The sequence below is a fragment of the Sphingomonas sp. AOB5 genome (assembly GCF_029433115.1).
GTDB lineage: Bacteria > Pseudomonadota > Alphaproteobacteria > Sphingomonadales > Sphingomonadaceae > Sphingomonas.
The window spans coordinates 1-23,163 of the sequence record NZ_JARNTV010000011.1; the positions used below are offsets into that span (position 1 = coordinate 1).

Sequence of the window (23,163 nt, forward strand, 5' to 3'; positions counted from 1 at the left end):
GCCGCCCACGCCCAGCGCGAGGCCGGCGCGCGCAGTCATGCCCAACGGCGGCTCGGCGGCGGCAAGGACGGCGGGCAGGCCACTGTCCATCACCAGTCCTTCGATCAGCGGCGCAGGCGCGATCGCCATGGCCGCGGCAGCCGCCACGCCCATCACGATACCGCCAAGCGTCGCTACGCCCAGATTCATGCCTTCACCGCTGCCTTGGCCCACGAGTCCTTCACGGGCGCGATATTGGCGAGTTTTTGGTAAACAGATTCATAACGGCCGACATTCAGCGACCAGTTTCGTTCGGCCTCCACGAACGCCCTGCCCCGTGCCCGACGCGCCTCCCAATGATCGCGATCGGCAAACAATCCCGCCACCGCGCGCGCCAGCGCATTGGGGTCGTCCGGACGGAACAGGGTGCCGGTATCGCCGTCGCGGATCAGCTCGCGATGCCCGCCCACGTCCGACGCCGCGACCAGCCGCTGCTGTGCCATCGCTTCCAGCGGTTTCAGCGGGGTGACGAGGTCGGTCAGCCGCATCCGCTTGCGCGGGTAAACCAGCACGTCGACGACCGAGTAATAGCGCTCGACTTCATGGTGCGGCACGCGGCCGATAAAGTGGATCCGGTCGGCCACCGGCGAGGCTGCGGCCTGCGCCCGCAGCGCCGCTTCGCACGGGCCGCCGCCGACCAGCACCAGATGCATCGCCGGGCGCCACGCCACCAGCTGCGGCATCGCGTCGATCAGGACGTCGAGTCCCTCATAATCGTAGAAGCTGCCGATAAAGCCGATCGTCTCGGCCCCCTCGATCCCCAGCGTCTTCGCCAGATCGTTATCGTAGGGCAACGGCTCGCCGAACAAGGTCAGGTCCACGCCATTGGGCGAGACGAAGATCTTCGCCGGATCGATCCCGCGCCGGATCAGGTCGCAGCGCAGCCCTTCGCAGATCACCGCGACCGCATCGGCCTTTTTCACGGCGCGCGTCTCCAGCGCGCGGGTGGCGCGATATTTCATCGAACCTTCGCGCCCGTCGCCATTGCCTACCGCAGCGTCTTCCCAGAAGGCGCGGATCTCGTAGACGAAGGGCAGCTTCAGCCGGTTCGCCGCACGCTGCCCCGCCATCGCGTTCAGTACCGGCGAATGGGCGTGCAGCACGTCGGGCTTGAATTCCTTCGCCACGCGCTTGATCCGCCGCGCGAACGCCGCGACTTCGCGCATCTCGCCAAAGGGCGCCGGCGCGGGCTTCACCGCAGCGGTGCGGAAGAAGCGCAGCCCGTCGATCTCCTCGATCGGATCGGCGAAATCGCCATGCCGCGGCCCGGTTACCGCCGCCACATCCCATCCGCGCGCGATCTGCGCCTTCAGGATGGCGCGGGTGCGGAAGGTGTACCCGCTGTGCAGCGGCAGGCTGTGGTCGAGAAGGTGGAGAACGCGCATGGCGTTTCCTTGCCACGACCCTCCTTAACGGCGCGTCAACCGCGCACGCGTATGCCGCTCATGCACAGGAGCGCGTGACAGGCCGATGATCGACAATTTTTCGCTAGCCGTCAGCCATGGGCTGATGATGCTCGCCGCGATCCTGCTGCTGCGCCGTCCTGACCTCGATCGCGAGGAATCGCCGGAGGACAAGGCCGTGACCAAGAAGCGCCGATGGGGCCGCCCCGGTGCATGATATCCCCTTCCTCGTCTTTCTGGCGGCGCTGTTCGGGTTCGGCTTCTACCGGCCGTTCCTGTTCGTGCTGGCCTATGCCTATATCGACATCGTCTCGCCCCAGCGGCTGACCTATGTCCTGCTCAATTCGGTGCCGGTATCGCTGATGGCGGTGGCGTTCGCGGTCGGCGGATGGCTGGTCGCGGACGACAAGAAGGACCTGCGCATTGCCCCGCGACAGGTGTTGATCCTCGTTCTGCTCGCCTGGTGCTTCTACACCACCAAGAACGCCGATTTCCCGGTGGAGGCGCTCGATAAATGGGATTGGGTGTGGAAGGCGCTGGCCTTCGCCTTCTTCCTCCCCTTCACCCTGCGCACCCGCCTCCGGATCGAGGCGCTGCTGCTGTTCATGGTCGCGTCCGCGGCCTCCATTATCATCACCGGCGGCATCAAGACGCTCGGCTCGGGCGGCGGCTATGGCGAGCTGAACCTGATGATCACCAACAATTCGGGCCTCTACGAAGGCTCGACCATCTCCACCGTGGCGATCTGCATCATCCCGCTGATCCTGTGGTTCACGAAGCATGGGACGCTGTTCAAGCCGGACTGGAAGGTGAAGATCTTCTGCTTCTCGCTGGTCTTCGCCTGCCTGCTGATCCCGGTCGGCACCTCGACCCGCACCGGCCTGTTGTGCATCGGCCTGCTCGGGCTGCTGCTATTCCGCGATGCCAAGCGCAAGATGGTCTATGTCGGCGCGGCAATCACGCTCGGCATCGTCGCCGTGCCCTTCCTGCCCCAGGCGTTCCTCGAACGGATGGGCACGATCAAGACCTATAAGGGCGACAGCTCCGCCTCGACCCGCGTCGCCGTGTGGCAATGGACGATGGACTATGTGAAGACGCACCCGATGGGCGGCGGCTTCGAAGCCTATCGCCAGAACCGCATCCGCTACGAAAAGGTCAATGTCGAGAAGGACGGCGCGCAGGCCACGGTCGAGCGCACGATGGAAGTCGATTCCGCCCGCGCCTATCACAGCGCCTATTTCGAGATGCTGGGCGAACAGGGCTATTTCGGCCTGTTCATCTGGCTGCTGATCAATGTCGGCGGCATCTTCCGCATGGAAGTCCTGCGAAGGCGATACCGCAAGGCCGAGGGTGAGGATGCGTGGATCGCCCCGCTGGCCAGTGCGCTGCAATCGGCCAACATCATCTATCTGCTCGGCGCGGTGTTCATCGCCATCGCCTTCCAGCCCTTCGTCTACATGCTGATCGGCGCGCAGATCGGCCTCGACGTCTATTGCGCGAAGAAGCGCGCCGCCGCCTCGTGGCGCCCGCTTCGCAAAGTCCGCTCGGCGACCGTGGCGGCAACCGCATGAACGAGCTGCGCGCGCTCACCTCGGTCCGCGGCATCGCGGCATGGCTGGTGGTGTTCTACCATATCCGCTTGGCCGTCGACGGCCTGCCCGCCCCCGCGCTCGCCTTCTTCGCCAAGGGTTATCTGGCAGTGGATTTCTTCTTCCTGCTCTCCGGCTTCGTGATCTGGCTGAGCTATGCCGACCGCATCCGCGACGGTGGCCTCGCTGCGATCCCCGAATTCCTCAAGCGCCGCATCGCCCGCATCTGGCCGCTGCACATCTTCGTGCTGGCAGGCGGCGTCGCCCTCGCCCTGCTGCTCGCCGCCACAGGCCGCGAAGCCGCGCATTTCCCCTTCGCCGAGCTGCCGCTCCACGTCCTGCTGCTGCAGAACTGGGGCCTCACCGATACGCTCAACTGGAACGATCCCGCCTGGTCGATCTCGTGCGAGCTGGGCGCCTATCTGGTCTTCCCCTTCGTCGCGCTGGCGATCGACTGGCGCCGCGTGCCGACGACGATGATCCTCGCCGCCATCGCCGCCTTGTTCGTGCTGCTCCACATGGTCTTCGTCGCGGCGGGCGCGGACACGCTGGGCAAGTTCATCCCCCAGCTCGGCCTGATCCGCTGCATCCTCGAATTCACCGCGGGCACCGCGCTGTGCGCCCTGTGGCTGCGCTGGCGCGAGCATTGGGTCGAGCCCGCGCTGATCGCCACCACCCTCGCCGCCATCCTGTTCGCCGGATGGCTGGCGGACGCACTGCCCGAAACCCTCGCCGTCCCCGCCGCCTTCGCCGCCGCGCTGCTCGCGCTGGCCCTGAGCGCAGGCCGCCGCGGCAACCCGCTCGAAGCCGCCCCGCTCCACTATCTCGGCGAGATCAGCTACGCGACCTATCTCGGCCATTATCTCCTGTGGTTCGCCTTCAAGCTTGTGTTCGTCAGCGACGCGCACGCCGTCGGCTGGCCGCTGGTCGCCCTCTATCTCGCGCTGGTGCTGGTCACCTCCATCGCACTCTATCACGGTGTCGAACGCCCGGCGCAGCGCTGGATCAATACGATCAAACTCCCCCGCCCCTTCGGAACGAAGGCCAGCACCGCGCATTGAACCGGGACCCATGACGTCCCCATCCATCCTCTATGTCGACGACCAGCAGCCCGGGATCAGCCGGAAGAAGGTCCGCCACGGCTGGGGTTATTGGGACGCCGACGGCAATCGCATCACCGATCGCGACGAAATCGACCGGCTCAACCGCATCGGCATGCCGCCCGCCTATCGCGATTGCTGGTTCTGCCCCGATCCGCGCGGCCATATCCAGGCGACCGGCTATGACGATCGCGGCCGCAAGCAATATCGCTACCACACCGGCTTCCGCGAAGCGCAGGAAGCGGCCAAGTACGACCGCTGCGCCGGCTTCGGCGAACATCTCCCGAAACTGCGCGCGAAGGTCGAAACCGACCTGAAGCGCCGCGGCCTGTGCAAGGAAAAGGCTGTCGCCGCGGTCGTCCGCCTGCTCGATCTCGGCAGCATCCGCGTCGGCAACGAGGAATATGCGGCGACCAACAAGAGTTTCGGCGCCACCACCCTGCGCAAGCGCCACGCCAAGGTGAAGGGCAGCACCCTGCGCCTCCAGTTCCGCGCCAAGTCCGGCAAGCTGCGCATCCTCACCATCACCGACGGCTCGCTCAGCCGCTTCGTCAAGAAGTGCCAGGATTTGCCCGGCCAGCATCTGTTCCGCTGGTGCGACGCAGCCGGCGAGTGCCATCCGGTCACCTCGACCGACGTCAATTGCTACATCCGCGAAGCGATGGGCGACGATTTCACCGCCAAGCATTTCCGCACCTGGGGCGCCAGCGTGATCGCGTTCGAGGCGCTGGCGAACGCGGACTCCTATCTGGGCCTCAAGGCGATGCTCGAACCCGTCACCGAAGCGCTGGGCAACACGCCTGCCATCGCCCGCAAATCCTATGTCCATCCCGCGCTGATCGCGCTGGCCCGGGATCGCGATGCGCAAGACTCGTTTCGGGAGCGTCTTCATCTCCCGCGCGCCACGCGCTACCTCAGCCGTGCCGAACGCGGCCTGATCGCCTTCCTCGAAGGTGAAGCGCCGGCCATCGCCAGGGCAGCCTGAGAAAGAATTTCATGACCACCAACTTCCAAGCCCCTCTCCCCACGGGTGAAGACCTGCACCAGCAAACACAGGCCTTCCTTCAGGACGCGACAATCTGGGTGCAGTCGCACTGGCTGAACATCGTGATCGCCACCGGCGTCGCCGTCGCGGTGTTCTTCGCGCTGCACATGGTGCGCCGCTGGGGAATGAAGTTGTGCGAGCGCGGTCAGGGCGTGCAGACCTGGTATGCGGTGATCGGCCGCGCACTCGGCAAGACCGGGCATTTCTTCATCCTGATGCTCTCGATCAAGCTGGTCACCAGCTACGCCAATCCGCCGGCGATGGTCGCGACGACGATCAATTTCCTCTTCACGATCTCGGCGGTGTTCCAGGCGGCGATCTGGGTGCGCGAGCTGATCTTCGGCGCGATCGAGCACAAGACCAGTGCCGAGAATTACCACGGCAGCGGCCTAACCAGCGCGCTGGGCATCATCCGCATCCTGATCACCGTCGTGCTGTTCGCCATCGCAGTGGTGGTGGTGCTCGGCAATCTGGGCGTGAACGTTACCGGCCTGGTCGCGGGTCTCGGCGTCGGCGGCATCGCCATCGGTCTGGCGGCGCAGGGCATCTTCGCCAATCTGTTCGCCGCGCTGACGATCCTGTTCGACCGCCCCTTCCGCGTCGGCGACAAGATCCGCTTCGATCGCAGCAGCGGGACGGTGGTCGCCATCGGCCTGATGTCCACCCGCATCCGCTCGTTCATCGGCGAGGAGCTGATCGTCTCGAACAAGCAACTGCTCGACAAGCTGATCGAAAATCTCTCGCTGCGTCACCACACAAGGATCAAGCTGCCCATCGGCGTGGCCTATGAAACGCCGCTCGAAAAGCTCGAGGCGCTGCCCGCGATGATGAAGGAGATCGTCGAGGCGGCAGGTGGACATTTGTCGCGCGCCAGCACCGAAGGGTTCGGCGCCAGCTCGATCGATTTCATGATCGAATATGACGTGCCCGGCGACGACATGCCCGAGGCGCAGGTGGTGCGCGACAAGATCTTGTTCGGCATCCTCCGCCGCTTCGCCGAGGAAAAGATCACGATCCCCTATCCCACCCAGACGGCCTTCACCGCAGCGCCGGACGGCACGCTGATCCCGCCCTATCCGCTCGAAACGCCGCTGGAGGCACCGCCCGCGAAGGACTGAAACCGCAGGAGAGACGTCATGTTCAAGGACCTGTCCGCAACGCCCATCGTCGCCACCGCCGACCTCGCGCGAGCCCGCGCCTTCTACGCCGATACGCTAGGCCTCGACCTGATCGACGAGAATGAGGAGGTCCTCACCTTCCGCACCGGCAAGACCCAGTTGGGCGTCTATCGCTCGGCCGAAGCCGGCACCAACCGCGCCAATGCCGTGGCGTGGGACGCCGGCAAGGATTTCGACACGGTGGTCGAGGAACTGCGCGGCAATGGCGTGCGGTTCGAGGAATATCCCGACATGGGCATGGATCTGCACGACGGCGTCCATAGCGTGGGCAGCTTCAGGGCGGTCTGGTTCAAGGACCCCGACGGCAACATCCTCCACTTCAACGCGATGTGAGGCCCGTCATGAGTGACCGTGACACCATCAAGGCGATCCTGACCCGCTACGAGGATGCGATCCGCCGCCGCGATGCCGAGGCAATCGTCGCCGATTATGCCGCGGACGCGATTGGCTATGATCTCGCCCCGCCGCTGCTCCACAATTCGGCGACCCTGCTCGACGCGGATGGCATCCGCGACTGGTTCGACACCTGGGAAGACGATCTGCGCGTCACCCATACCGGCGTGCATATCTTCCACGATGGCGACCTCGCCGTGCTCCACTGCCTCCAGCTGATGACCGGCACCAAGAAAGGCGAAGCGCCCTCCAGCCTCTGGTTCCGCGCCACCATCATGTTGCGTCGGATCGAGGATGCATGGAAGATCGGCCATATCCACACTTCGGTCCCGATGGCGATGGACGGCAGCGAAAAGGCGCTCACCGGACTTACCCCACAGGACTGATTCGACGCGACTCGGACGAGTTTTCGAATTTCGGGTTCGGAAAGAGCAATTCGACTGCCCGAGAACATGGGCGCCCTGACGCTACGTCCGGCATGATTTTCGTGTTTCGGGTCTAGAGGGACTTGCGGCCTACCCCCACCCCTCACTAGATGACGCCCATAGCGCGCCGGAAGGGCGCCGGGAGGGATAGTCCTAGTGGATACGATCACCGTTCAGGAAATGGCCGAAAGCATCGGCACCGAACGCATCTCGGACTGGCTTACCGTCACCCAGGATATGATCGACAAGTTCGCCGAGGCGACCGGCGATCACCAGTTCATCCATGTGAACCCCGAAATGGCCGCCAAGACCCCGTTCGGCGGCACCATAGCGCACGGCTTCCTCTCGCTCTCGCTGATGCCGGTCCTGTCCGGCATGACGGATGCGCCCAAGGTCGCGGGCGTGAAGATGGGCGTCAATTACGGCGGCAACAAAACCCGTTTCATCACCCCGGTACGCTCGGGCAAGCGCGTCCGTGGCCGCTTCAAGCTGCTCAAGTTCGTCGAGCGCAAGCCCGGCGTGTGGGAGCAGGTCAACGAATACACCCTCGAGATCGAAGGCGAGCCGAAGCCGGCGCTGATCGCCGAATGGATCTCGCTGTTCTACGTCTAAGTCCCCCTCCCGCTTGCGGGAGGGGTTAGGGGAGGGCCTGTCCCTCAAAGGTAACGGAGCGGCGGCAAGCCCTCCCCCAGCCCCTCCCGCAAGCGGAAGGGGAGCAAGAAAGAAGGAAAAACCAATGCCCCGCTCCGCAGTCATCGTCTCCACCGCCCGCACCCCGATCGGCCGCGCCTATCGCGGTGCGTTCAACAACCTGCCCGCTCCGACCCTGGGCAGCCATTCGGTCAAGGCCGCGGTCGAGCGTGCCGGGATCGACGGCGCCGAAGTCGATGACGTGGTGTTCGGCGCCGCGCTCCAGCAGGGCAGCACCGCGGGCAACATCGCGCGTCAGGTCGCGCTTCGCGCCGGTCTGCCGATCACCGTCTCGGGCATGTCGCTCGATCGCCAGTGCGCCTCGGGCCTGATGGCCATCGCGACGGCCGCCAAGCAGATCATCGTCGATCGCATGGACATCACCATCGGCGGCGGCCTCGAGAGCATCAGCCTCGTCCAGACCCCGCAGATGCGCGTCGCGCCCGATCCCGAGCTGCTGGCGATGCACAACGACGTGTACATGCCGATGCTCCAGACCGCCGAAGTCGTCGCCGCGCGCTACGGCATCGGCCGCGATCGCTGCGACGAATATGCCCTCCAGTCGCAGCAGCGCACCGCCGCCGCCCAGGCCGCGGGCAAGTTCGACGACGAGATCGTCCCGGTCACCGCGACGATGAACGTCGTCAACAAGGAGACCAAGGAAGTCACCCAGAAGGAAGTGACCCTCACCAAGGACGAAGGCAACCGCGCCGACACCACGCTGGAAGGCCTGAAGTCGCTCGCAACCGTGCTGCCGAACGGCACCGTCACCGCGGGCAACGCCTCGCAGCTTTCGGACGGTTCGTCGGCCAGCGTGCTGATGGAAGAGTCGCTCGCCTCGAAGCGCGGCCTGACCCCGCTCGGCCGCTATGTCGGCATGGCGGTCGCGGGCACCAAGCCCGACGAGATGGGCATCGGCCCGGTCTTCGCCATCCCCAAGCTGCTCGAGCGCTTCAACCTCAAGATGGACGATATCGGCCTGTGGGAGCTGAACGAAGCGTTCGCGGTGCAGGTGCTGTACTGCCAGGACGTGCTCGGCATTCCCAACGAACTGCTCAACGTCAACGGCGGCTCGATCTCGATCGGCCACCCCTATGGCATGACCGGCGCCCGCTGCACCGGCCACGCCCTGATCGAGGGCAAGCGTCGCGGCGCCAAGTACGTCGTCGTGACGATGTGCATCGGCGGCGGCATGGGCGCTGCGGGGCTGTTCGAGGTCCTCTGATCCGAACCTGCATCATCTGATTTGACCGGAACGCGCCCACGCGGCACGTTCCGGTCATGGATGCCGCTCAGAATCCTGCACCAGCGACCCGGCCGTATCTCGAACGGTTTCTCGGCCTGTTCCTGTTCACCGGGCGTGCGCAGCGAAGCGATCTGGTCCTGTTGTGGCTGATCGGCATCGTTCTCTCCTTGCCCATCCCCCTGCTACATTTTGCCGGTCTGTACGTGGTGCTGCCGAACGCGGTCAGTATGATCATTAACGGCGTGGTGGGCTATCTCTGGGCCACCTTCCTCGTCCGCCGTCTGCACGATCAGGGCCGCTCGGCCCGGTGGGCATTGGCGCTGTACGGCCTGGCAGGGTTGATCATCCTCGGCGTCGCTGCGCAACCACAGCAGCAATATGGCACGTCATTCCGATTCCTGTTGTGGACTTTTCACCCCGTCGGCAGCGTGACGACGACCCTCCTCTCCGTGGCTTACATCGCCTGTATCGGCGCGATGCTGGTCATATCCCTGATCCCGCCCCAGGACGGCCCCAACCGCTACGGCCCCGATCCGCGCACCGGCTGACCCGCCCGCAAATACTCGTTGTCATTTGACCCACCCCTGTTAGCGTTACCAATGCAAGCCCTCGCACAAGCGCGGGCGGCATATGGGGAGGACAGGCGATGCGCGAAGGCGTGGCGCTGGTGGCCGATATCGGCCGCCAATCGGTGCGGTTCGGGCTGACCGGCGGCGAGCTGGGCATGGGCCCGCACGAAGTCCGCAAGTTCATGACCGCCGAGCATCCCACCTTCACCAGCGCGCTGATCGCCTATCTCACCGCCATGAACCTGCGCGATGCCCGCCTGCCCAGCGTCCTTGCGGTGGCCGGCGCGGCGCGGGGCGACCTGATCAACCTGACCGGCAGCCGCTGGTACATCTCGCTCTCCGGCGTCGAAGCGGTGCTGCGCGAACGCCCGCGCGCGCTCAACGAATGCGCCGCCAACGCGCTCGCGCTGACGCAGCTTCCCGCCAGCGCCTTCACGCCCCTGCGCGGCCCGATGCCCCGCGATGTCAGGCCCGGCGGCAACTATGTCGTGATCGGCATCGGCACCGGGCTGGGCGTCGCGGCGCTTGTCACCGCGGGCGATCGCCTCGTCCCCGTCCAGAGCGAAGCGGGCCATATCGCCTTCTCCCCGATCACCGCCGACGAGCGCAAATTCGCCGACTTCTGCAAGTCGCGCGGCATCGCCGTCGACGCCGAAACGCTGTTGAGCGCGCTCGGCCTGCTGCTCGCGCATGAGGCACTCAGCGGCGGCAAGAAGCTGCTCAGGCCCGAGGACGTGACCGGCGGCGCCGGCCGCGACGCGACCTGCACCGCGGTGGTGCGCATGTTCACCGAATATCTCGGCGCCTTTGCCGGCGATCTCGCGCTGGCGTTCGGCGCGTGGGACGGGGTGTTCGTCACCGGCGCGATCGGCCGCGCGCTGCGTAGCCACCTCACCGAACCCGGCTTCCGCCAGCGGATGGAGGCCAAGGCCAGTTTCCGCCGCCAGCTCGGCGAAGTGCCCGTCGCGCTGGTCAACCATAGCGACCTCGAGCTGATCGGCGCGGCGGCTGCGCTGGGGAACGCCTGATCCGCCCGCCCGTTCTGCCTCCAACCCCTTAGGAGAGCAGACAATGGACGAAACCGCCAACCCAGCCGATGTCCGCGAACGCATGTGGGAGAAACTGTCGAAGAGCCCCTTCGTCATGGTCTCCCTCACCGGCGTGGACCAGCATGCCGAACCGATGACCGCGATCCTCGACGAGGACGCCAGCAGCAAATTCTGGTTCTACACCCGCCGCGACAATCGCGTCGCCCCCGGCGGCCCTGCCATGGCCCAGTTCACGTCGAAGGATCACAAGGTCTTCGCCTGCATCCGCGGCAATCTGACGCCTGAGACCGATCAGGCCGTAGTCGACAAATACTGGTCGAACATGGTCGAGGCCTGGTTCGATGGCGGCCGCAACGATCCGAACCTGCTGATGCTTCGCTTCGAGCTTCAGGATGCCGAAATCTGGGAAGGCGACGAATCCCTGCTCGGCAAGTTCAAGATGCTTACGGGTCAGAAGATCAGCGGCGAGGAAGCCGGCAGGCACGTCGAGACTGCGCTGTAACGCAATCCTCCCCCGGAGGGGGAGGGGGACCGCCGAAGGCGGTGGAGGGGGATTACCGCAGGCGATACCGCTTGGGGCTCTCCCTCTCCGTCATGCTTCGCATGCCACCTCCCCTCCGGGGGAGGATCGCACATGCTTGACCCGCCGTGTCTTCATCCCCATCCCCGCCCCATGGGCCCTTCCCTCGCACATCGCATCCGCATCGAAGCGCACGCCGTCTGGCTCAGCGTCCGCGATTCCCGCACGCCGCTGCTTGCCAAGCTGTTCGGCCTGCTGGTCGCCGCCTATGCGCTGTCGCCGATCGACCTGATCCCGGATTTCATCCCAATCCTCGGCCTGCTCGACGATGCGGTGCTGATCCCGCTCGGCGTCTGGCTGTTCGAGAAGATGGTGCCGCCGGCGATCCTCGCCGAGCATCGCGCCACCGCACAGACCGCCGCCGAGCGGCCGGTATCGCGCTGGGGCATAGCAATTGTGGTCGCGATCTGGGCCGCGGCCGCCTGGCTGATCTGGAGCGCCGCCAGTTTCGCCTATGACTGACCGCCTCAAGAAACGGCTCGTCATCGGCGCATGGCTGGGATTCGTCCTTGCGGCGATCATCTTTACCGTCATGCCGACAGCCGAACTCGACAAAAGCCGGGCATTCGGCTGCTACACGACGGCGAAAGCCGCGCCGATCCTGCTGGACGAGACGGGCATGCACATCCTGCAGGACGAGCCCGACCGGGTCGATTTCCATCTCGAGGAGATCAGATCCCGAATCGTGATGACTGCCGAAGCAACCCTCTCGCTAAGGCCGGATGGCGATCGCTATACCTATCATATCTCGACGCCGCCGCTTGAGCCGAAGCGGAGCTACTTCGCGCCGGAAGGCGCCACCGGCACCTTTCTCGATTTCGTCGAACCGGACGGAAGCCGGACGTCGGACCTCGGCAACCTCCGGCGGTTCACAAAGGTCACGACCGACAGTTCGACGCTGATCTATACCAAGGTCGCGAAGGAGCATTGCTTACCGAAGCCGTGAGGCAGCCGGTTCCGGAAGCTCAGCCGCTGTGCGCGGCCATCCACTGCTCGACCACCGGCGCGATCCGGTTGCGCCACTTGGATCCGTTGAAGATGCCGTAATGGCCCACGTCCGGCGCCATGTGATACTGCTTCATCGCCTCGGGCAGGCTGGTCGCCAACGTCAGCGAAGCCTTGGTCTGGCCCAGGCCCGAAATATCGTCCTTCTCGCCTTCGATCGCCAGGATCGCGATGTCGGTGATGGCACCCGCATCGACCGCACGGCCGCGATGCTTCATCTCACCCTTGGGCAGCGCGTGCGTCTGGAACACGACTTCGATGGTCTGGAGATAGAATTCGGCGGTCATGTCGCAGACCGAGCGATATTCCTCATAGAAGGACATCGTCGATTCCGCGCTGCTGTCGTCGCCCTGCACCAGATGCTTGAACATCTCCCAGTGCGAAATCATGTGGTTGCCCAGATTCATCGTCATGAACCCGGCAAGCTGCAGGAAGCCCGGATAGACCCGGCGGCCGGCACCCGGATAGGTCATCGGCACGGTGGTCACGACATTGTTCTCGAACCAGCTGTGCGGCCGCTCGGTCGCCAGCGTGTTCACTGCGGTCGGCGCCTCGCGCGTATCGATCGGCCCGCCCATCATGGTCAGCGTCAGCGGACGGCAGGGATGCTTGTCCGCGCTCATCAGCGCCGCGGCGGCATAGCAGGGCACAGAGGGCTGGCACACGGCCAGCATGTGCGGCCGGTTCTTGCCTTCGCCGATGTGATCGAGAAACTCGACGATATAATCGATATAGTCGTCCAGATCGAAGCGGCCGTCGCTGATCGGCACCTGACGCGCATCGCGCCAGTCGGTGATGTACACGTCGCAGCTCGGCAGCATCCGCTCGACCGTGCCGCGCAGCAGCGTGGCGTAGTGGCCGGACATCGGCGCGACGATCAGCAGCTTGGGCGCAGCATCGCTACCCTCGCGCACGAAGCGCTTCAGCTGGCCGAACGGCTTGCGCAGCACGATTTCCTCGTGAACATCGACCTGCTTGCCGTCGATGGTGGTGCGATCCAGCCCGAATTCGGGCTTGCCGCGCGGCGCCGAGGCATGGGCGAACACTTCCAGCGCCGAAGCCAGCACCGTGCCGCCGCCCAGATAGGCGAAGGGATTGGCGGGATTGTTGAGCAGCCCGGCCCCGAAATTGGCCATCGCACTCGCACTTGCGAGCAGCGAGCGCTGAAATTCATACGCGTTATACAGCATCGGTTTTCCCACCCCGCCTTTGCCCCCGGCGACCATGGGGGAGTTGGGGTTATAGCGCCGGGTTTGTGCAGTGCAACGCCGTAGCAATACCAATTGATCCCGCTGTCATACCCATTCTTCGAGTCCATGAATCCCTCTCCCATTGGGAGAGGGAGCTCAGTGCGGGATTCTAAGTTCCCCCCGGCCCGCAATCGCGCTAGTTGCGCACGCGACATGGCCGACCCTGCTCCCCAGCCCCAGCCGAAACGCAAGCTCAGCAATCTCCTGATCGTCTGGAGCTTCACGCGGCGCTATCCGCTGCAGCTCTGCATCGCGATTCTGGCACTGACGACCTCGTCCTTCGCCACCCTGTGGATCCCGCGCACCTTCCAGCAGATCGTGGACAAGGGCTTTGCGGCGAACGCCGATCCCAGCAAGATCGGCGTCTATTTCGAAGGGCTGCTGCTGGTCGTGCTGGTGCTATCGCTGGCGACCGCGGTGCGCTTCTACTTCGTCTCGTGGCTCGGCGAGCGCACCGTCGCGGACATGCGCGTCGCGGTGCAGCGCAACCTGCTGCGCCTGCCGCCCAAATGGTTCGAGGAAAACCGCCCGTCGGAAATCGCCTCGCGCCTCACTTCGGATACCGCGATCATCGAACAGGTGGTCGGCTCCACCGTCTCGATCGCGCTGCGCAACCTGCTCACCGGCGCGGGCGGTGTGGTCTATATGTTCGTCATCGCGCCCAAGATCGCGGCCTATCTGATCGTCGGCATCCCGCTCGTGGTGCTGCCGATCATGTGGCTGGGCGGGCGCGTCCGCAATCTCTCGCGCGCCAGCCAGGATCGCATCGCCGATATCGGCATGCTCGCGTCCGAAACCCTCGGCGCGATGCGGATCGTGCAGGCATTCGGGCAGGAGGATCGCGAGGCGAAGCGCTTCAGCGATGCCGTCGCGCGCAGCTTCGCCGCGGGCAAGCGCCGCTTCGCCGTGCGCGCGGTGATGACGGCGCTGGTCATCGGCCTGCTCTTCACCGCCATCACCCTGATCATGTGGAACGCCGTGTCCGAAGTCGCCGCCGGGCGGCTGAGCGGCGGATCGATCACGGCCTTCGTCATCACCGCGGGCCTCGTCACCGGTTCGTTCGGCGCGCTCACCGAAGTCTATGGCGACCTGATGCGCGCGTCGGGCGCCGCCAGCCGCCTCGCCGAACTGGTCGGTCAGGAACCGGACATCGCGCCGCCCGCCAATCCGGTGAAGCTGCCCGAACCGCCACAGGGCGCGATCGTGTTCGATCACGTCACCTTCCGCTATCCCACCCGTCCCGAAGTCTCGGCGCTTCAGGAGTTCAACCTGATCGTCAATCCGGGCGAGACGGTCGCGGTCGTCGGCCCCTCGGGCGCGGGAAAGTCGACCCTGTTCCAGCTCGTCCAGCGCTTCTACGATCCCGAGGCAGGCGAAGTCCGCATCGACGGCGTGCCGGTGAAACAGGCCGATCCCGGCGATATCCGCGCGCGCATGGCGATGGTGCCGCAGGAGACGGTGATCTTCGCCGCCTCCGCGCGCGACAATCTCCGCTACGGCCGCTGGGATGCCAGCGACGAGGCGATCTGGGCCGCGGCGGAGGCCGCCAACGCCGCCGAGTTCCTGCGCGAACTGCCCCAGGGCCTCTGGCCCTTCCTCGGCGAAGCCCGCGCGCGGCTGTCGGGCGGCCAGCGCCAGCGTATCGCCATCGCCCGCGCCCTGCTGCGCGACGCCCCGATCCTGCTGCTCGACGAAGCCACCAGCGCGCTTGACGCCGAAAGCGAGAAGCTGGTGCAGGACGCGCTGGAAAAGCTGATGACCGATCGCACCACGCTGGTAATCGCCCACCGCCTCGCCACCGTCCGCGCCGCGGGCCGCATCATCGTGATGGACGACGGCAAGATCGTGGAGACCGGCACCCATGCCGAACTGGTGGCCGAGGGCGGTCTTTATGCCCGGCTCGCCGCGCTGCAGTTCAGCGAAGCGGCTTAGGGCCAAACGACATTCAGGCGTCAAATCCTCCCCCGGAGGGGGAGGGGGACCGCGAAGCGGTGGAGGGGGATGCCGCAAGCGATATCGCCTGTGGCGTTCCCCCTCCGTCAGCCTGCGGCTGCCACCTCCCCCTCCGGGGGAGGATTTGAAGGTCGGATACGCCCTTAGCCCCCATCCGCCTCACGCTCGGCCGTGTAACTCGCTACCGAATCCCGAAACGCCTTCACATCCCGGTTGAGCGCAATCAGCTTCTCCACCGGCAGCCCCGCCGCGGCGAATAGAGTCTCGCCAAGACATTGCGTCCGCGCCTGCATCTCGGCGCCCGCGGCAGTCAGCGTGACCATCACCCGCCGCTCGTCTTCGGGATTGCGCCGCCGCTCGACCAGCCCCGATTGCTCGAGCCGTTTGACCAGTGGCGTGATCGTGCTCGATTCCAGCGCGAGCCGCTCCGCAATGCCGCCGATCGTCTCCTCGCCGCGCTCCCACAGCACGTTCAGCACCAGATATTGCGGATAGGTGATCCCCAGCTCGTCGAGCAGCGGCTTGTAGGCGCGGTTGATCGCAATGCTCGCGCCATACAGCGAGAAGCACAGGATCTGGTCGAGGGTCAGCATGGGTCTGGTGGGCATTCGGCAGGATCTCATGATCGGAAGGTCGCGGGTTATATATCGCGATAACTTTTCTCTGGACAAGCACTGCGCTCGCTCGTAGCGGAATTTCATATCGCGATAATTATTATCGCGATATATATAGAAAGAGAGTTCCCCCGATGGATGACACCCTGCCCCCCGATGCGTCGAAGCATTGGCTGACCCGCTATTATCTCACCCGCGGACTGTTTTCCGCCGCATGGGTCGCCGCGGCCTTCACGCTGGCGACCGGCAATCCCGTGCTCGCGACCGTGCTGCTGATCGCCTATCCGGCATGGGATGCACTGGCCAATCTGGTCGACGCCCAACGCAGCGGCGGCCTGACGCGCAACCCTTCCCAGGCGTTCAACACCTGGATCAGCGTCGCCACGACGTTCGGCGTGGCGCTGGCCATCGGGCACAGCATGAACCTGGTCCTCGCCATTTTCGGCGTCTGGGCGGGACTGTCCGGCCTGCTCCAGCTGGCCACGGGCGTGCGGCGCCGGAAATCGGTGGGTGCGCAATGGACGATGATCCTCAGCGGCGCGCAGTCGATGACCGCCAGCGTCTTCTTCATCATGGGCTCGCTCGCCCCCGCCGTCCCGAACATCCGCGTGATCGCGCCCTATGCGGCTTTCGGCGCCTTCTATTTCCTGCTGTCCGCGCTGCTGCTGGCGATTTCGTCCAGAAAAACAGCCCAGCAGCATGCCTGATCGGTGGGGGTAGCCGTCGCGGTTGCAATGTTGGAATCTTCTTGCTGCTATCGCGGCGGGTACCCCTTCCGCTCTTTCGAAAATCGGGTATGCTCACTGCGAAAAGCGTGGATTAGTGTGAAGTTAGTGTGAACTTCCGCCAGCGCGAACAGGAGAGGATGCCATGGCCAACCGCGATTTCGACATCATCGTCTATGGCGCCACCGGCTTCACCGGCCGTCTGGTCGCGGAGTATCTGGTCAACAACTACGCCGATGGCAGCATCAGCTGGGCGATGGCCGGCCGCTCGCTGACCAAACTGCACGAGGTCCGCGACGAGATCGGCGCGCCCGCCGACACCCCCTTGCTGACCGCCAATGCCGACGATCCGCAGGCGCTGCTGGAGATGGTCGCGCGGGCCAAGGTCGTCATCACCACCGTCGGTCCGTACCAGCTCTATGGCGAAGCGCTGCTGGCCGCCTGCGTCACCGCGGGCACCGGCTATGTCGATCTGTGCGGCGAGCCGAACTGGATGCACGACATGATCGCCAAGTACGATGCGGACGCGAAGGCCAGCGGCGCGCGCATCGTCTTCTCGTGCGGCTTCGATTCCATCCCGTTCGACCTCGGCGTCTGGGCGGCGGAACAGGCCGCCATCGCGAAGTTCGGCAAGCCCGCGCCGCGCGTGAAGGGCCGCGTCCGCGCGATGAAGGGCACCTTCTCGGGCGGCACCTTCGCCAGCGGAAAGGCCACCGCCATGGCAGCGGCAAAGAACCCCGCGGTGTTCAAGGTCCTGCTCGATCCCTTCGCGCTCACGCCGGGCTTTTCAGGGCCGGACCAGCCCAAGGGCATGCTGCCCGAATATGACGACGCGGTCGGCGGCTGGGTCGCGCCGTTCATGATGGCGGTGATCAACACCAAGAATGTCCACCGCACCAATTTCCTCGCCGGCCATCCCTATGGCGAGAATTTCAAATACGACGAGATGATGGTCGCCCCCGGCATCGGCGAAATGGGCAAGGCCGCGGCCGAAGCCATCGCCAAGATGAACCCGATGAACGCGGACAAGGGCCCCGCCCCCGGCGAGGGCCCGTCGAAGGAAGAGCGCGAGACCGGCTTCTACGACATCGCCTTCATCGCCGAGATGCCCGATGGCCAGCGCGTCACTGCGGTGGTGAAGGGCGATCGTGATCCCGGCTATGGCTCGACCAGCAAGATGATCGCCGAAAGCGCGATCTGCCTGATCCACGATGTGCCCGAAGGCAAAGGCGGCATCTGGACCCCCGGCGCGCTGATGCCCGAACCGCTCAAGAAGCGGCTGGAGGAACGTGCGGGCCTGACCTTTACGGTGGAGTGAGCGAGCCGCCCTGGTAGAGAAACATCAACGCCACGGCGAGGATCACCGCGATCAGCGCCGCGGCGGCGCCCAGCTTCGCCTGCCGACTGCGGCTGTCTGCGTTATAGGCCGCGATATCGAGCCAGTAATAACCGCCCTGCCCCGCCTGCTTGATCACGCCGCTGCGGACCATCAGCTCGAACTGCTCGCGCTCCGCGGGCTTGGCAGGCGAATAGAGTACCGCATCGCCGGGCAGCACCGCGCCCTGCGCCATGAAATAGGCGGTGACCGCCCGCTGATCGGGATTGCGCGGTGCGGTGATCTGGACACGGGCCGGACCGGCCATCTCGTTTCCTCCCTGAGTGCCGCCCAAGGATAGGGAACCAAGGCCTCAGGTCAATTCAGCGCCGCTTCTTGCCGCCCTGATGCCGGATGTTCGCCGGCCGCCCGCGATGCTTGATCACCCGCTTCGGCCCGCCGCGACGATGCCGGTCTTCCCCACCACCGGCCGAACCCTTTCCGTCCGGCAGTTCGAAGCGCAGCGCACCATTGACCGGATTGGCCTCGGCCAGCCTCAGCTGAAGCCGCTGGCCCAGCTTGAACTCGTCCCCGCTATGCTCGCCCACCAGCCGCTGTCCGGCTTCGTCATAGCGGTAATATTCGGTGCCGAGGTCGCGTGCGGGCACCAGCCCGTCGCCACCCACGCCATCCACCGTCGCGAAGAAGCCAAAGCTCGTCACGCCCGTGATCTTCGCTTCCATCACCTCGCCGACATGCGCCGAAAGATAGGCCGCGACATAGCGGTCCACGGTATCCCGCTCAGCCTCCATCGCGCGGCGTTCCAGCTGCGAGATGTGCGTGCCCGTTTTCTCCATCGAGGCATCGTCCTCGATCGCCCCGCCCGGCCCCAGCGCATAGGCCGCGACCAGCGCGCGATGGACGACCAGATCGGCATAGCGCCGGATCGGCGAGGTGAAGTGCGCATAGCTGCCCAGCGACAGCCCGAAATGGCCATGGTTCGCCGGGCCGTAATAGGCCTGGGTCTGGCTGCGCAGCACCTGCTGCATCACCTCGTCGCGGAAGTCCGCATCGCCCACCTTGTCGAGGATGCGGTTGAACGTCGCGGGCTTGATCACCTGACCCAGCGCAAAGGCGATATCGAACGTCTCGAGATAATCCTTCAGCGCCACCAGCTTCTCGCGCGCGGGCGGCTCGTGGATGCGGTACATCACCGGCGCCTTCTTGCCTTCCAGCGCCTTGGCCGCCGCGACGTTCGCCGCGATCATGTAATCCTCGATCAGCTTGTGCGCATCCAGCCGTTCGCGCGGCGCGACCGACAGGATTCGCCCCTTCTCGTCCAGCACGATCCGCCGCTCGGGCAAATCGAGGTCCAGCGGCTCGCGCTTCGCCCGCGCCTTGTTCAGCGCAGCCCAGCAATCCCAGAGCGGCTTCAGCGCCGCCTCGATCACCGCGCGCTTCTCGGTCCCCGGCGCCAGCTTGTCGCTCAACAGCGCCCGCTCGGACCCCGGCCCGTCCATGATCGTCTGTGCGTCTTCATAGGCGACATTGCCGATCAGCCGCACGACCGATCGAGCGAACCGCCACGACTTGAGGTCCCCGCTCTTCGCCACCTGCAGGTGGCAAACCAGCGCCGCGCGATCCACGCCTTCCTTCAGTGAACAGACGTCCGCCGAAAGCACCTCGGGCAGCATCGGCACCACCCGATCCGGGAAGTACACCGAATTGCCCCGCTTGCGCGCCTCACGGTCCAGCTCCGATCCCGGGCGGACATAGAAGCTGACATCGGCAATCGCGACGATCGCCTTCCACCCACCCTCGTTCTTGGGATCGTCGTCGGGCGTCGCCCAGACGGCATCGTCATGGTCACGCGCATCGGCCGGATCGATCGCGACGATGGGCAGATGCCGCAGATCCTCGCGGTCGCCCAAAGGCTGCTTGGCGATCTTCGCCGCTTCGTCGAGCAGTTCCTGCGAGAAGACGTTCGGAATGCCATGCTTGTGGATCGCGATCAGCGAGAAGCTGCGCGGCTGGAACGGATCGCCCAGGATCTCGGTGACCTTCGCGGTGATCCGCGGCGGTCGCCCGGCCTTTTCGGCCAGCACCAGATCGCCCGGTTCCGCGCCGCCCGCGTCGGAGACCAGAAAGTCGCGGCGCTCCTTCTTCTCCACGCCCTGCAGCCACAATTTGCCGCCTTCCTCGCGCAGCACGCCGAGCATCAGCTCTTCGCCACGCGCCAGCTTCTTCATCGGTTGCGCGATCCAGCCCTTCCCGGCCTCTTCGGTCCGCGCCAGGATGCGGTCGCCAACGGCCAGCGCATTGCCCTTGCCGCGCTTCTCGCGGACGCGCAGCCGCGGCATGGGAACGCCATCGGCTTCCCAGCGCTCGGGCACCGCCCACACGGTGTCGCCATCGGCATCGGTGATGCGCAGCACGGTGACCTTGGGCACGCCGCCCATCTTGTGGAAGGCACGACCGGGGGCACTGTCGATCAGCCCCTCGTCGCTCATGTCCTTCAGCAGCGCCTTCAGCGCGATCTTGTCCTGCGCATGCAGGCCGAACGCCCGCGCGATCTCGCGCTTGCCGGCCGGGGTATCGGAATTGGTGATGAAATCGATGATCTGCTGCCGCGTGGGCAGCCCGTTTTTCGGTTTTTGGTTTTTCATTGGCCCTGAAGATAGGGACTCGCGGCCCACAATCCAACTGCGTAGCGTGCAAGCGTGGAATATGACCTGCTCATCGCCGGTGGCGGCATCAACGGCTGCGCCATCGCGCGCGAAGCATCATTGCTCGGCCTGAAGGTCCTGCTGGTCGAGAAGGACGATCTCGCCAGCCATACCAGTTCGGCTTCGACCAAGCTGATCCATGGCGGCCTGCGCTATCTCGAAACCTATGAGTTCCGGCTGGTCCGCGAGGCATTGCACGAGCGCGAACGCCTGCTCGCCGCCGCTCCGCACCTGATCCGCCCGATGACCTTCGTCCTGCCCCATGCCCATGCGCTGCGGCCATGGTGGATGGTCCGCGCGGGACTCTATCTCTACGATCTGCTAGCGGGAAAATCCTCCCTCCCCCGCTCGCGCGGCCTGCATGCCGGCGACACCGAATTCACCGATCCGCTGAAAGGCGATCACAAGGGCTTCGTCTATTCCGACGCCTGGGTCGACGATGCCCGCCTCACCCTCGCCAACGCACTCGACGCCGCCGCCAACGGCGCCGAGATCGCCACCCGCACCGAATTGCTCGACGCCCGGCGCGAGGGCGAAGTGTGGAAGGCCGACCTGTCCGACGGCCGCACCGTCACCGCGCGCGGCCTGATCAACGCCGCCGGGCCATGGGTCCGCTCATTGCTCGATCGCGTCGATGTCGATCCGCGCTCCGAGGTCCGGCTGGTCAAGGGCAGCCACATCGTCGTGCCCACCCTGTTCGAGGGCGACCACGCCTATATCCTCCAGCAGCCCGACCGCCGCATCGTCTTCGCCATCCCCTATGAAGGCGGTTTCACCGAGATCGGCACCACCGATATCCAGGTCGACAAGCCCGAGGATGCGGTCTGCTCGGACGAGGAAGTCCAGTATCTGCTCGACGCGGTGAACCGCTATTTCACGAAGCAGGTGATGCCCGCCGACGTCCGCTGGAAATGGTCCGGCGTCCGCCCCCTGCACGATGACGGCGCCGCCAAGGCGCAGGCCGTGACCCGCGATTACGTCCTCGAGATCGATCAGGCCGGCGCGCCTTTGCTCTCGGTCTTCGGCGGCAAGATCACGACGGCGCGCGCGCTGGCCGAGGAAGCGATGGAGAAGTTCGCCCCGATCCTCGGCATCGCGCCCCAGCCCATGACCCGCGCCCGCATCTTCCCCGGCGGCGCCATCGCCGGGTTCGACCAGTTCGCCGCCAAGGTCGCCGCCGGGTGGCCCTTCCTCGGCGAAGCCCGCGCGCGGCGCATGGCCCATGCCTATGGAACAGCGCTCGGCGAGATGCTGGAAGGCGTCACCGAACTCGACGATCTCGGCGGCGGCCTCAGCACCACCGAAGTCCGCTGGATGCGCGACCGCGAATGGGCCCGCACCGCCGAGGATGTGCTGTGGCGCCGCTCCAAGATCGGACTGCATGCGCCCGAAGCGGCGGCGAAGGTCACCGCGATCCTGGAGGAAAAGCCGTGATCGCGCTCCTCGCACTGATGCTCGCCGCCGCGCCCACACAGGATCTGACGACGCCACCGCAACGCACCGGCGAGTGCCGCTGGGTCCGCGGGCGCATGTCGGGGTATAACGGCAATCCGACCCTGCGGATCTGGATCGTCGGCACCAACCGGATGCTGGGGGTCCGCGGAGACGGCGACCAGCCCGACGAAGCGGCGCCGCGAGTGCTGCGCGCGACGTTCGACCGGATGCGGGGCGATGCCTTCACCCCCGATCTATGGGCCGACTTCCGCGTCTGTGCACTCGCGCCCAGCCGCCTCGGCTATCAGCAACCGGTGTGGGTGACAGGCTACCGGCGGCTGGTCATCGCAGAGCGCAATCATCGCGGTTACGGCGGCGCAAGATGAGCAAGACCGGACTGCCTACTGCGAAGGATGCCGAGGCCGTTGCCGCGTATCTCGCGACACTCGATCACCCGCACAAGGATGGCATCCTGCTGCTGCGCCAGATCGTGCTGGCCGCCCATCCCGGCATCACCGAACGGATCAAATGGAACGCCCCCAGCTTCTACCGCCGTGACGATTTCGCCACGATGCACCTGCGCCCGCCAGGCATCGGTCTCGTGCTGCATACCGGCGTCAAGGCAAAGGGCCTCGCGCCGGCCATCGACGATCCCGAGTCGCTCCTCAAATGGCCCGCAAAGGACCGCGCCATCGCGGTTTTCCGTGATTCCGCCGCCCTCGAGGCCCGCCGCGCGGCGCTCACCGCAATCCTGCGTCAATGGATCGCAGCGATGGCGCCAGCGCCTTAAACCCTTGTTAAAGCCTGAACCTCAGTCTCGCGCCGGGGCGGAGGG

25 protein-coding genes and 1 pseudogene are annotated in these 23,163 nt (G+C 65.6%); 20 read left to right on the top strand and 6 right to left on the bottom strand.

Features of this window, described 5'->3' with window-relative positions:
- Nucleotides 1-189: pseudogene (locus tag P1X14_RS06950) on the bottom strand (hypothetical protein); the annotation flags it as partial.
- A complete protein-coding gene (locus P1X14_RS06955) occupies nucleotides 186-1,424 on the bottom strand; it encodes a TIGR04063 family PEP-CTERM/XrtA system glycosyltransferase (protein WP_277314600.1) in 1,239 nt (412 codons plus the stop codon). The gene P1X14_RS06955 and the pseudogene P1X14_RS06950, both read right to left, overlap by 4 nt.
- A gap of 85 nt (nucleotides 1,425-1,509) precedes the next feature.
- On the opposite strand from P1X14_RS06955, the gene P1X14_RS06960 reads away from it, so the two are divergent.
- From P1X14_RS06960 to P1X14_RS07025, 14 genes are all read left to right on the top strand, one after another.
- A complete protein-coding gene (locus P1X14_RS06960) occupies nucleotides 1,510-1,659 on the top strand; it encodes a hypothetical protein (RefSeq protein WP_277314601.1) in 150 nt (49 codons plus the stop codon).
- On the top strand, nucleotides 1,652-3,013 hold the full coding sequence (locus P1X14_RS06965) for a putative O-glycosylation ligase, exosortase A system-associated (protein ID WP_277314602.1): 1,362 nt from the start codon (nucleotides 1,652-1,654) through the stop codon (nucleotides 3,011-3,013). Before P1X14_RS06960 ends, P1X14_RS06965 begins: the two co-directional genes overlap by 8 nt.
- Nucleotides 3,010-4,092 carry an acyltransferase gene (locus P1X14_RS06970; RefSeq protein ID WP_277314603.1) on the top strand — a complete coding sequence of 361 codons (1,083 nt, stop codon included), beginning with the start codon at nucleotides 3,010-3,012 and terminating at the stop codon, nucleotides 4,090-4,092. The genes P1X14_RS06965 and P1X14_RS06970 overlap by 4 nt, the downstream gene beginning before the upstream one ends.
- A gap of 10 nt (nucleotides 4,093-4,102) precedes the next feature.
- Nucleotides 4,103-5,116 carry a DNA topoisomerase IB gene (locus tag P1X14_RS06975; RefSeq protein WP_277314604.1) on the top strand — a complete coding sequence of 338 codons (1,014 nt, stop codon included), beginning with the start codon at nucleotides 4,103-4,105 and terminating at the stop codon, nucleotides 5,114-5,116.
- Nucleotides 5,117-5,127: 11 nt separating this feature from the next.
- Complete coding sequence (locus P1X14_RS06980; RefSeq protein ID WP_277314605.1) at nucleotides 5,128-6,294, top strand: mechanosensitive ion channel domain-containing protein; 1,167 nt, start codon at nucleotides 5,128-5,130, stop codon at nucleotides 6,292-6,294.
- Nucleotides 6,295-6,312: 18 nt separating this feature from the next.
- Nucleotides 6,313-6,687: a VOC family protein gene (locus P1X14_RS06985; RefSeq protein ID WP_277314606.1), complete on the top strand. Its 375-nt coding sequence runs from the start codon at nucleotides 6,313-6,315 to the stop codon at nucleotides 6,685-6,687.
- An 8-nt stretch (nucleotides 6,688-6,695) separates the two neighbouring features.
- Nucleotides 6,696-7,133: a nuclear transport factor 2 family protein gene (locus tag P1X14_RS06990; protein WP_277314607.1), complete on the top strand. Its 438-nt coding sequence runs from the start codon at nucleotides 6,696-6,698 to the stop codon at nucleotides 7,131-7,133.
- 219 nt (nucleotides 7,134-7,352) lie between these two features.
- Nucleotides 7,353-7,784, top strand: a complete 432-nt coding sequence (locus tag P1X14_RS06995) for a MaoC family dehydratase (protein WP_277314712.1) — start codon at nucleotides 7,353-7,355, stop codon at nucleotides 7,782-7,784.
- 124 nt (nucleotides 7,785-7,908) lie between these two features.
- Nucleotides 7,909-9,087 carry an acetyl-CoA C-acyltransferase gene (locus tag P1X14_RS07000; protein WP_277314608.1) on the top strand — a complete coding sequence of 393 codons (1,179 nt, stop codon included), beginning with the start codon at nucleotides 7,909-7,911 and terminating at the stop codon, nucleotides 9,085-9,087.
- 56 nt (nucleotides 9,088-9,143) lie between these two features.
- A complete protein-coding gene (locus P1X14_RS07005; RefSeq protein WP_277314609.1) occupies nucleotides 9,144-9,656 on the top strand; it encodes a DUF805 domain-containing protein in 513 nt (170 codons plus the stop codon).
- A gap of 98 nt (nucleotides 9,657-9,754) precedes the next feature.
- Complete coding sequence (locus P1X14_RS07010; RefSeq protein WP_277314610.1) at nucleotides 9,755-10,705, top strand: glucokinase; 951 nt, start codon at nucleotides 9,755-9,757, stop codon at nucleotides 10,703-10,705.
- Nucleotides 10,706-10,748: 43 nt separating this feature from the next.
- Nucleotides 10,749-11,228: a pyridoxamine 5'-phosphate oxidase family protein gene (locus P1X14_RS07015; RefSeq protein WP_277314611.1), complete on the top strand. Its 480-nt coding sequence runs from the start codon at nucleotides 10,749-10,751 to the stop codon at nucleotides 11,226-11,228.
- A gap of 171 nt (nucleotides 11,229-11,399) precedes the next feature.
- Nucleotides 11,400-11,768, top strand: coding sequence for a YkvA family protein (locus P1X14_RS07020; RefSeq protein ID WP_277314612.1), 369 nt, complete (start codon nucleotides 11,400-11,402; stop codon nucleotides 11,766-11,768).
- Complete coding sequence (locus tag P1X14_RS07025) at nucleotides 11,761-12,252, top strand: hypothetical protein (protein ID WP_277314613.1); 492 nt, start codon at nucleotides 11,761-11,763, stop codon at nucleotides 12,250-12,252. Before P1X14_RS07020 ends, P1X14_RS07025 begins: the two co-directional genes overlap by 8 nt.
- A 19-nt stretch (nucleotides 12,253-12,271) precedes the next feature.
- Here P1X14_RS07025 and phaZ read toward each other — a convergent pair whose 3' ends face one another.
- Complete coding sequence (gene phaZ / locus P1X14_RS07030; protein WP_277314614.1) at nucleotides 12,272-13,501, bottom strand: polyhydroxyalkanoate depolymerase; 1,230 nt, start codon at nucleotides 13,499-13,501, stop codon at nucleotides 12,272-12,274.
- A 213-nt stretch (nucleotides 13,502-13,714) separates the two neighbouring features.
- Here phaZ and P1X14_RS07035 point away from each other — a divergent pair, with 213 nt between their 5' ends.
- The gene (locus P1X14_RS07035) at nucleotides 13,715-15,493 is read left to right on the top strand and encodes an ABC transporter transmembrane domain-containing protein (RefSeq protein ID WP_277314615.1); all 1,779 of its coding nucleotides are present in this window, start codon (nucleotides 13,715-13,717) and stop codon (nucleotides 15,491-15,493) included.
- A gap of 164 nt (nucleotides 15,494-15,657) precedes the next feature.
- Here P1X14_RS07035 and P1X14_RS07040 read toward each other — a convergent pair whose 3' ends face one another.
- On the bottom strand, nucleotides 15,658-16,122 hold the full coding sequence (locus tag P1X14_RS07040) for a MarR family transcriptional regulator (protein ID WP_277314616.1): 465 nt from the start codon (nucleotides 16,120-16,122) through the stop codon (nucleotides 15,658-15,660).
- 140 nt (nucleotides 16,123-16,262) lie between these two features.
- Here P1X14_RS07040 and P1X14_RS07045 point away from each other — a divergent pair, with 140 nt between their 5' ends.
- Entirely contained in the window at nucleotides 16,263-16,835 is a 573-nt protein-coding gene (locus tag P1X14_RS07045; RefSeq protein ID WP_277314617.1) for a DUF308 domain-containing protein, read from the top strand.
- A 163-nt stretch (nucleotides 16,836-16,998) separates the two neighbouring features.
- On the top strand, nucleotides 16,999-18,171 hold the full coding sequence (locus P1X14_RS07050) for a saccharopine dehydrogenase NADP-binding domain-containing protein (RefSeq protein ID WP_277314618.1): 1,173 nt from the start codon (nucleotides 16,999-17,001) through the stop codon (nucleotides 18,169-18,171).
- Here the strand turns inward: P1X14_RS07050 and P1X14_RS07055 are convergent.
- A complete protein-coding gene (locus tag P1X14_RS07055; protein WP_277314619.1) occupies nucleotides 18,158-18,496 on the bottom strand; it encodes a hypothetical protein in 339 nt (112 codons plus the stop codon). The two genes, P1X14_RS07050 and P1X14_RS07055, sit on opposite strands and share 14 nt — an antisense overlap.
- 55 nt (nucleotides 18,497-18,551) lie before the next feature.
- Nucleotides 18,552-20,834, bottom strand: coding sequence for a ribonuclease R (rnr, locus tag P1X14_RS07060; RefSeq protein ID WP_277314620.1), 2,283 nt, complete (start codon nucleotides 20,832-20,834; stop codon nucleotides 18,552-18,554).
- A gap of 54 nt (nucleotides 20,835-20,888) precedes the next feature.
- Between rnr and glpD the strand changes: the two genes are divergently transcribed.
- From glpD to P1X14_RS07075, 3 genes are read left to right on the top strand one after another with little or no spacing between them, the layout of a single operon-like run.
- A complete protein-coding gene (gene glpD / locus P1X14_RS07065; RefSeq protein ID WP_277314621.1) occupies nucleotides 20,889-22,328 on the top strand; it encodes a glycerol-3-phosphate dehydrogenase in 1,440 nt (479 codons plus the stop codon).
- Complete coding sequence (locus P1X14_RS07070; protein ID WP_277314622.1) at nucleotides 22,325-22,714, top strand: hypothetical protein; 390 nt, start codon at nucleotides 22,325-22,327, stop codon at nucleotides 22,712-22,714. The genes glpD and P1X14_RS07070 overlap by 4 nt, the downstream gene beginning before the upstream one ends.
- Nucleotides 22,711-23,118, top strand: coding sequence for a DUF1801 domain-containing protein (locus P1X14_RS07075; protein ID WP_277314623.1), 408 nt, complete (start codon nucleotides 22,711-22,713; stop codon nucleotides 23,116-23,118). Before P1X14_RS07070 ends, P1X14_RS07075 begins: the two co-directional genes overlap by 4 nt.
- Nucleotides 23,119-23,163 lie beyond the last annotated feature (45 nt).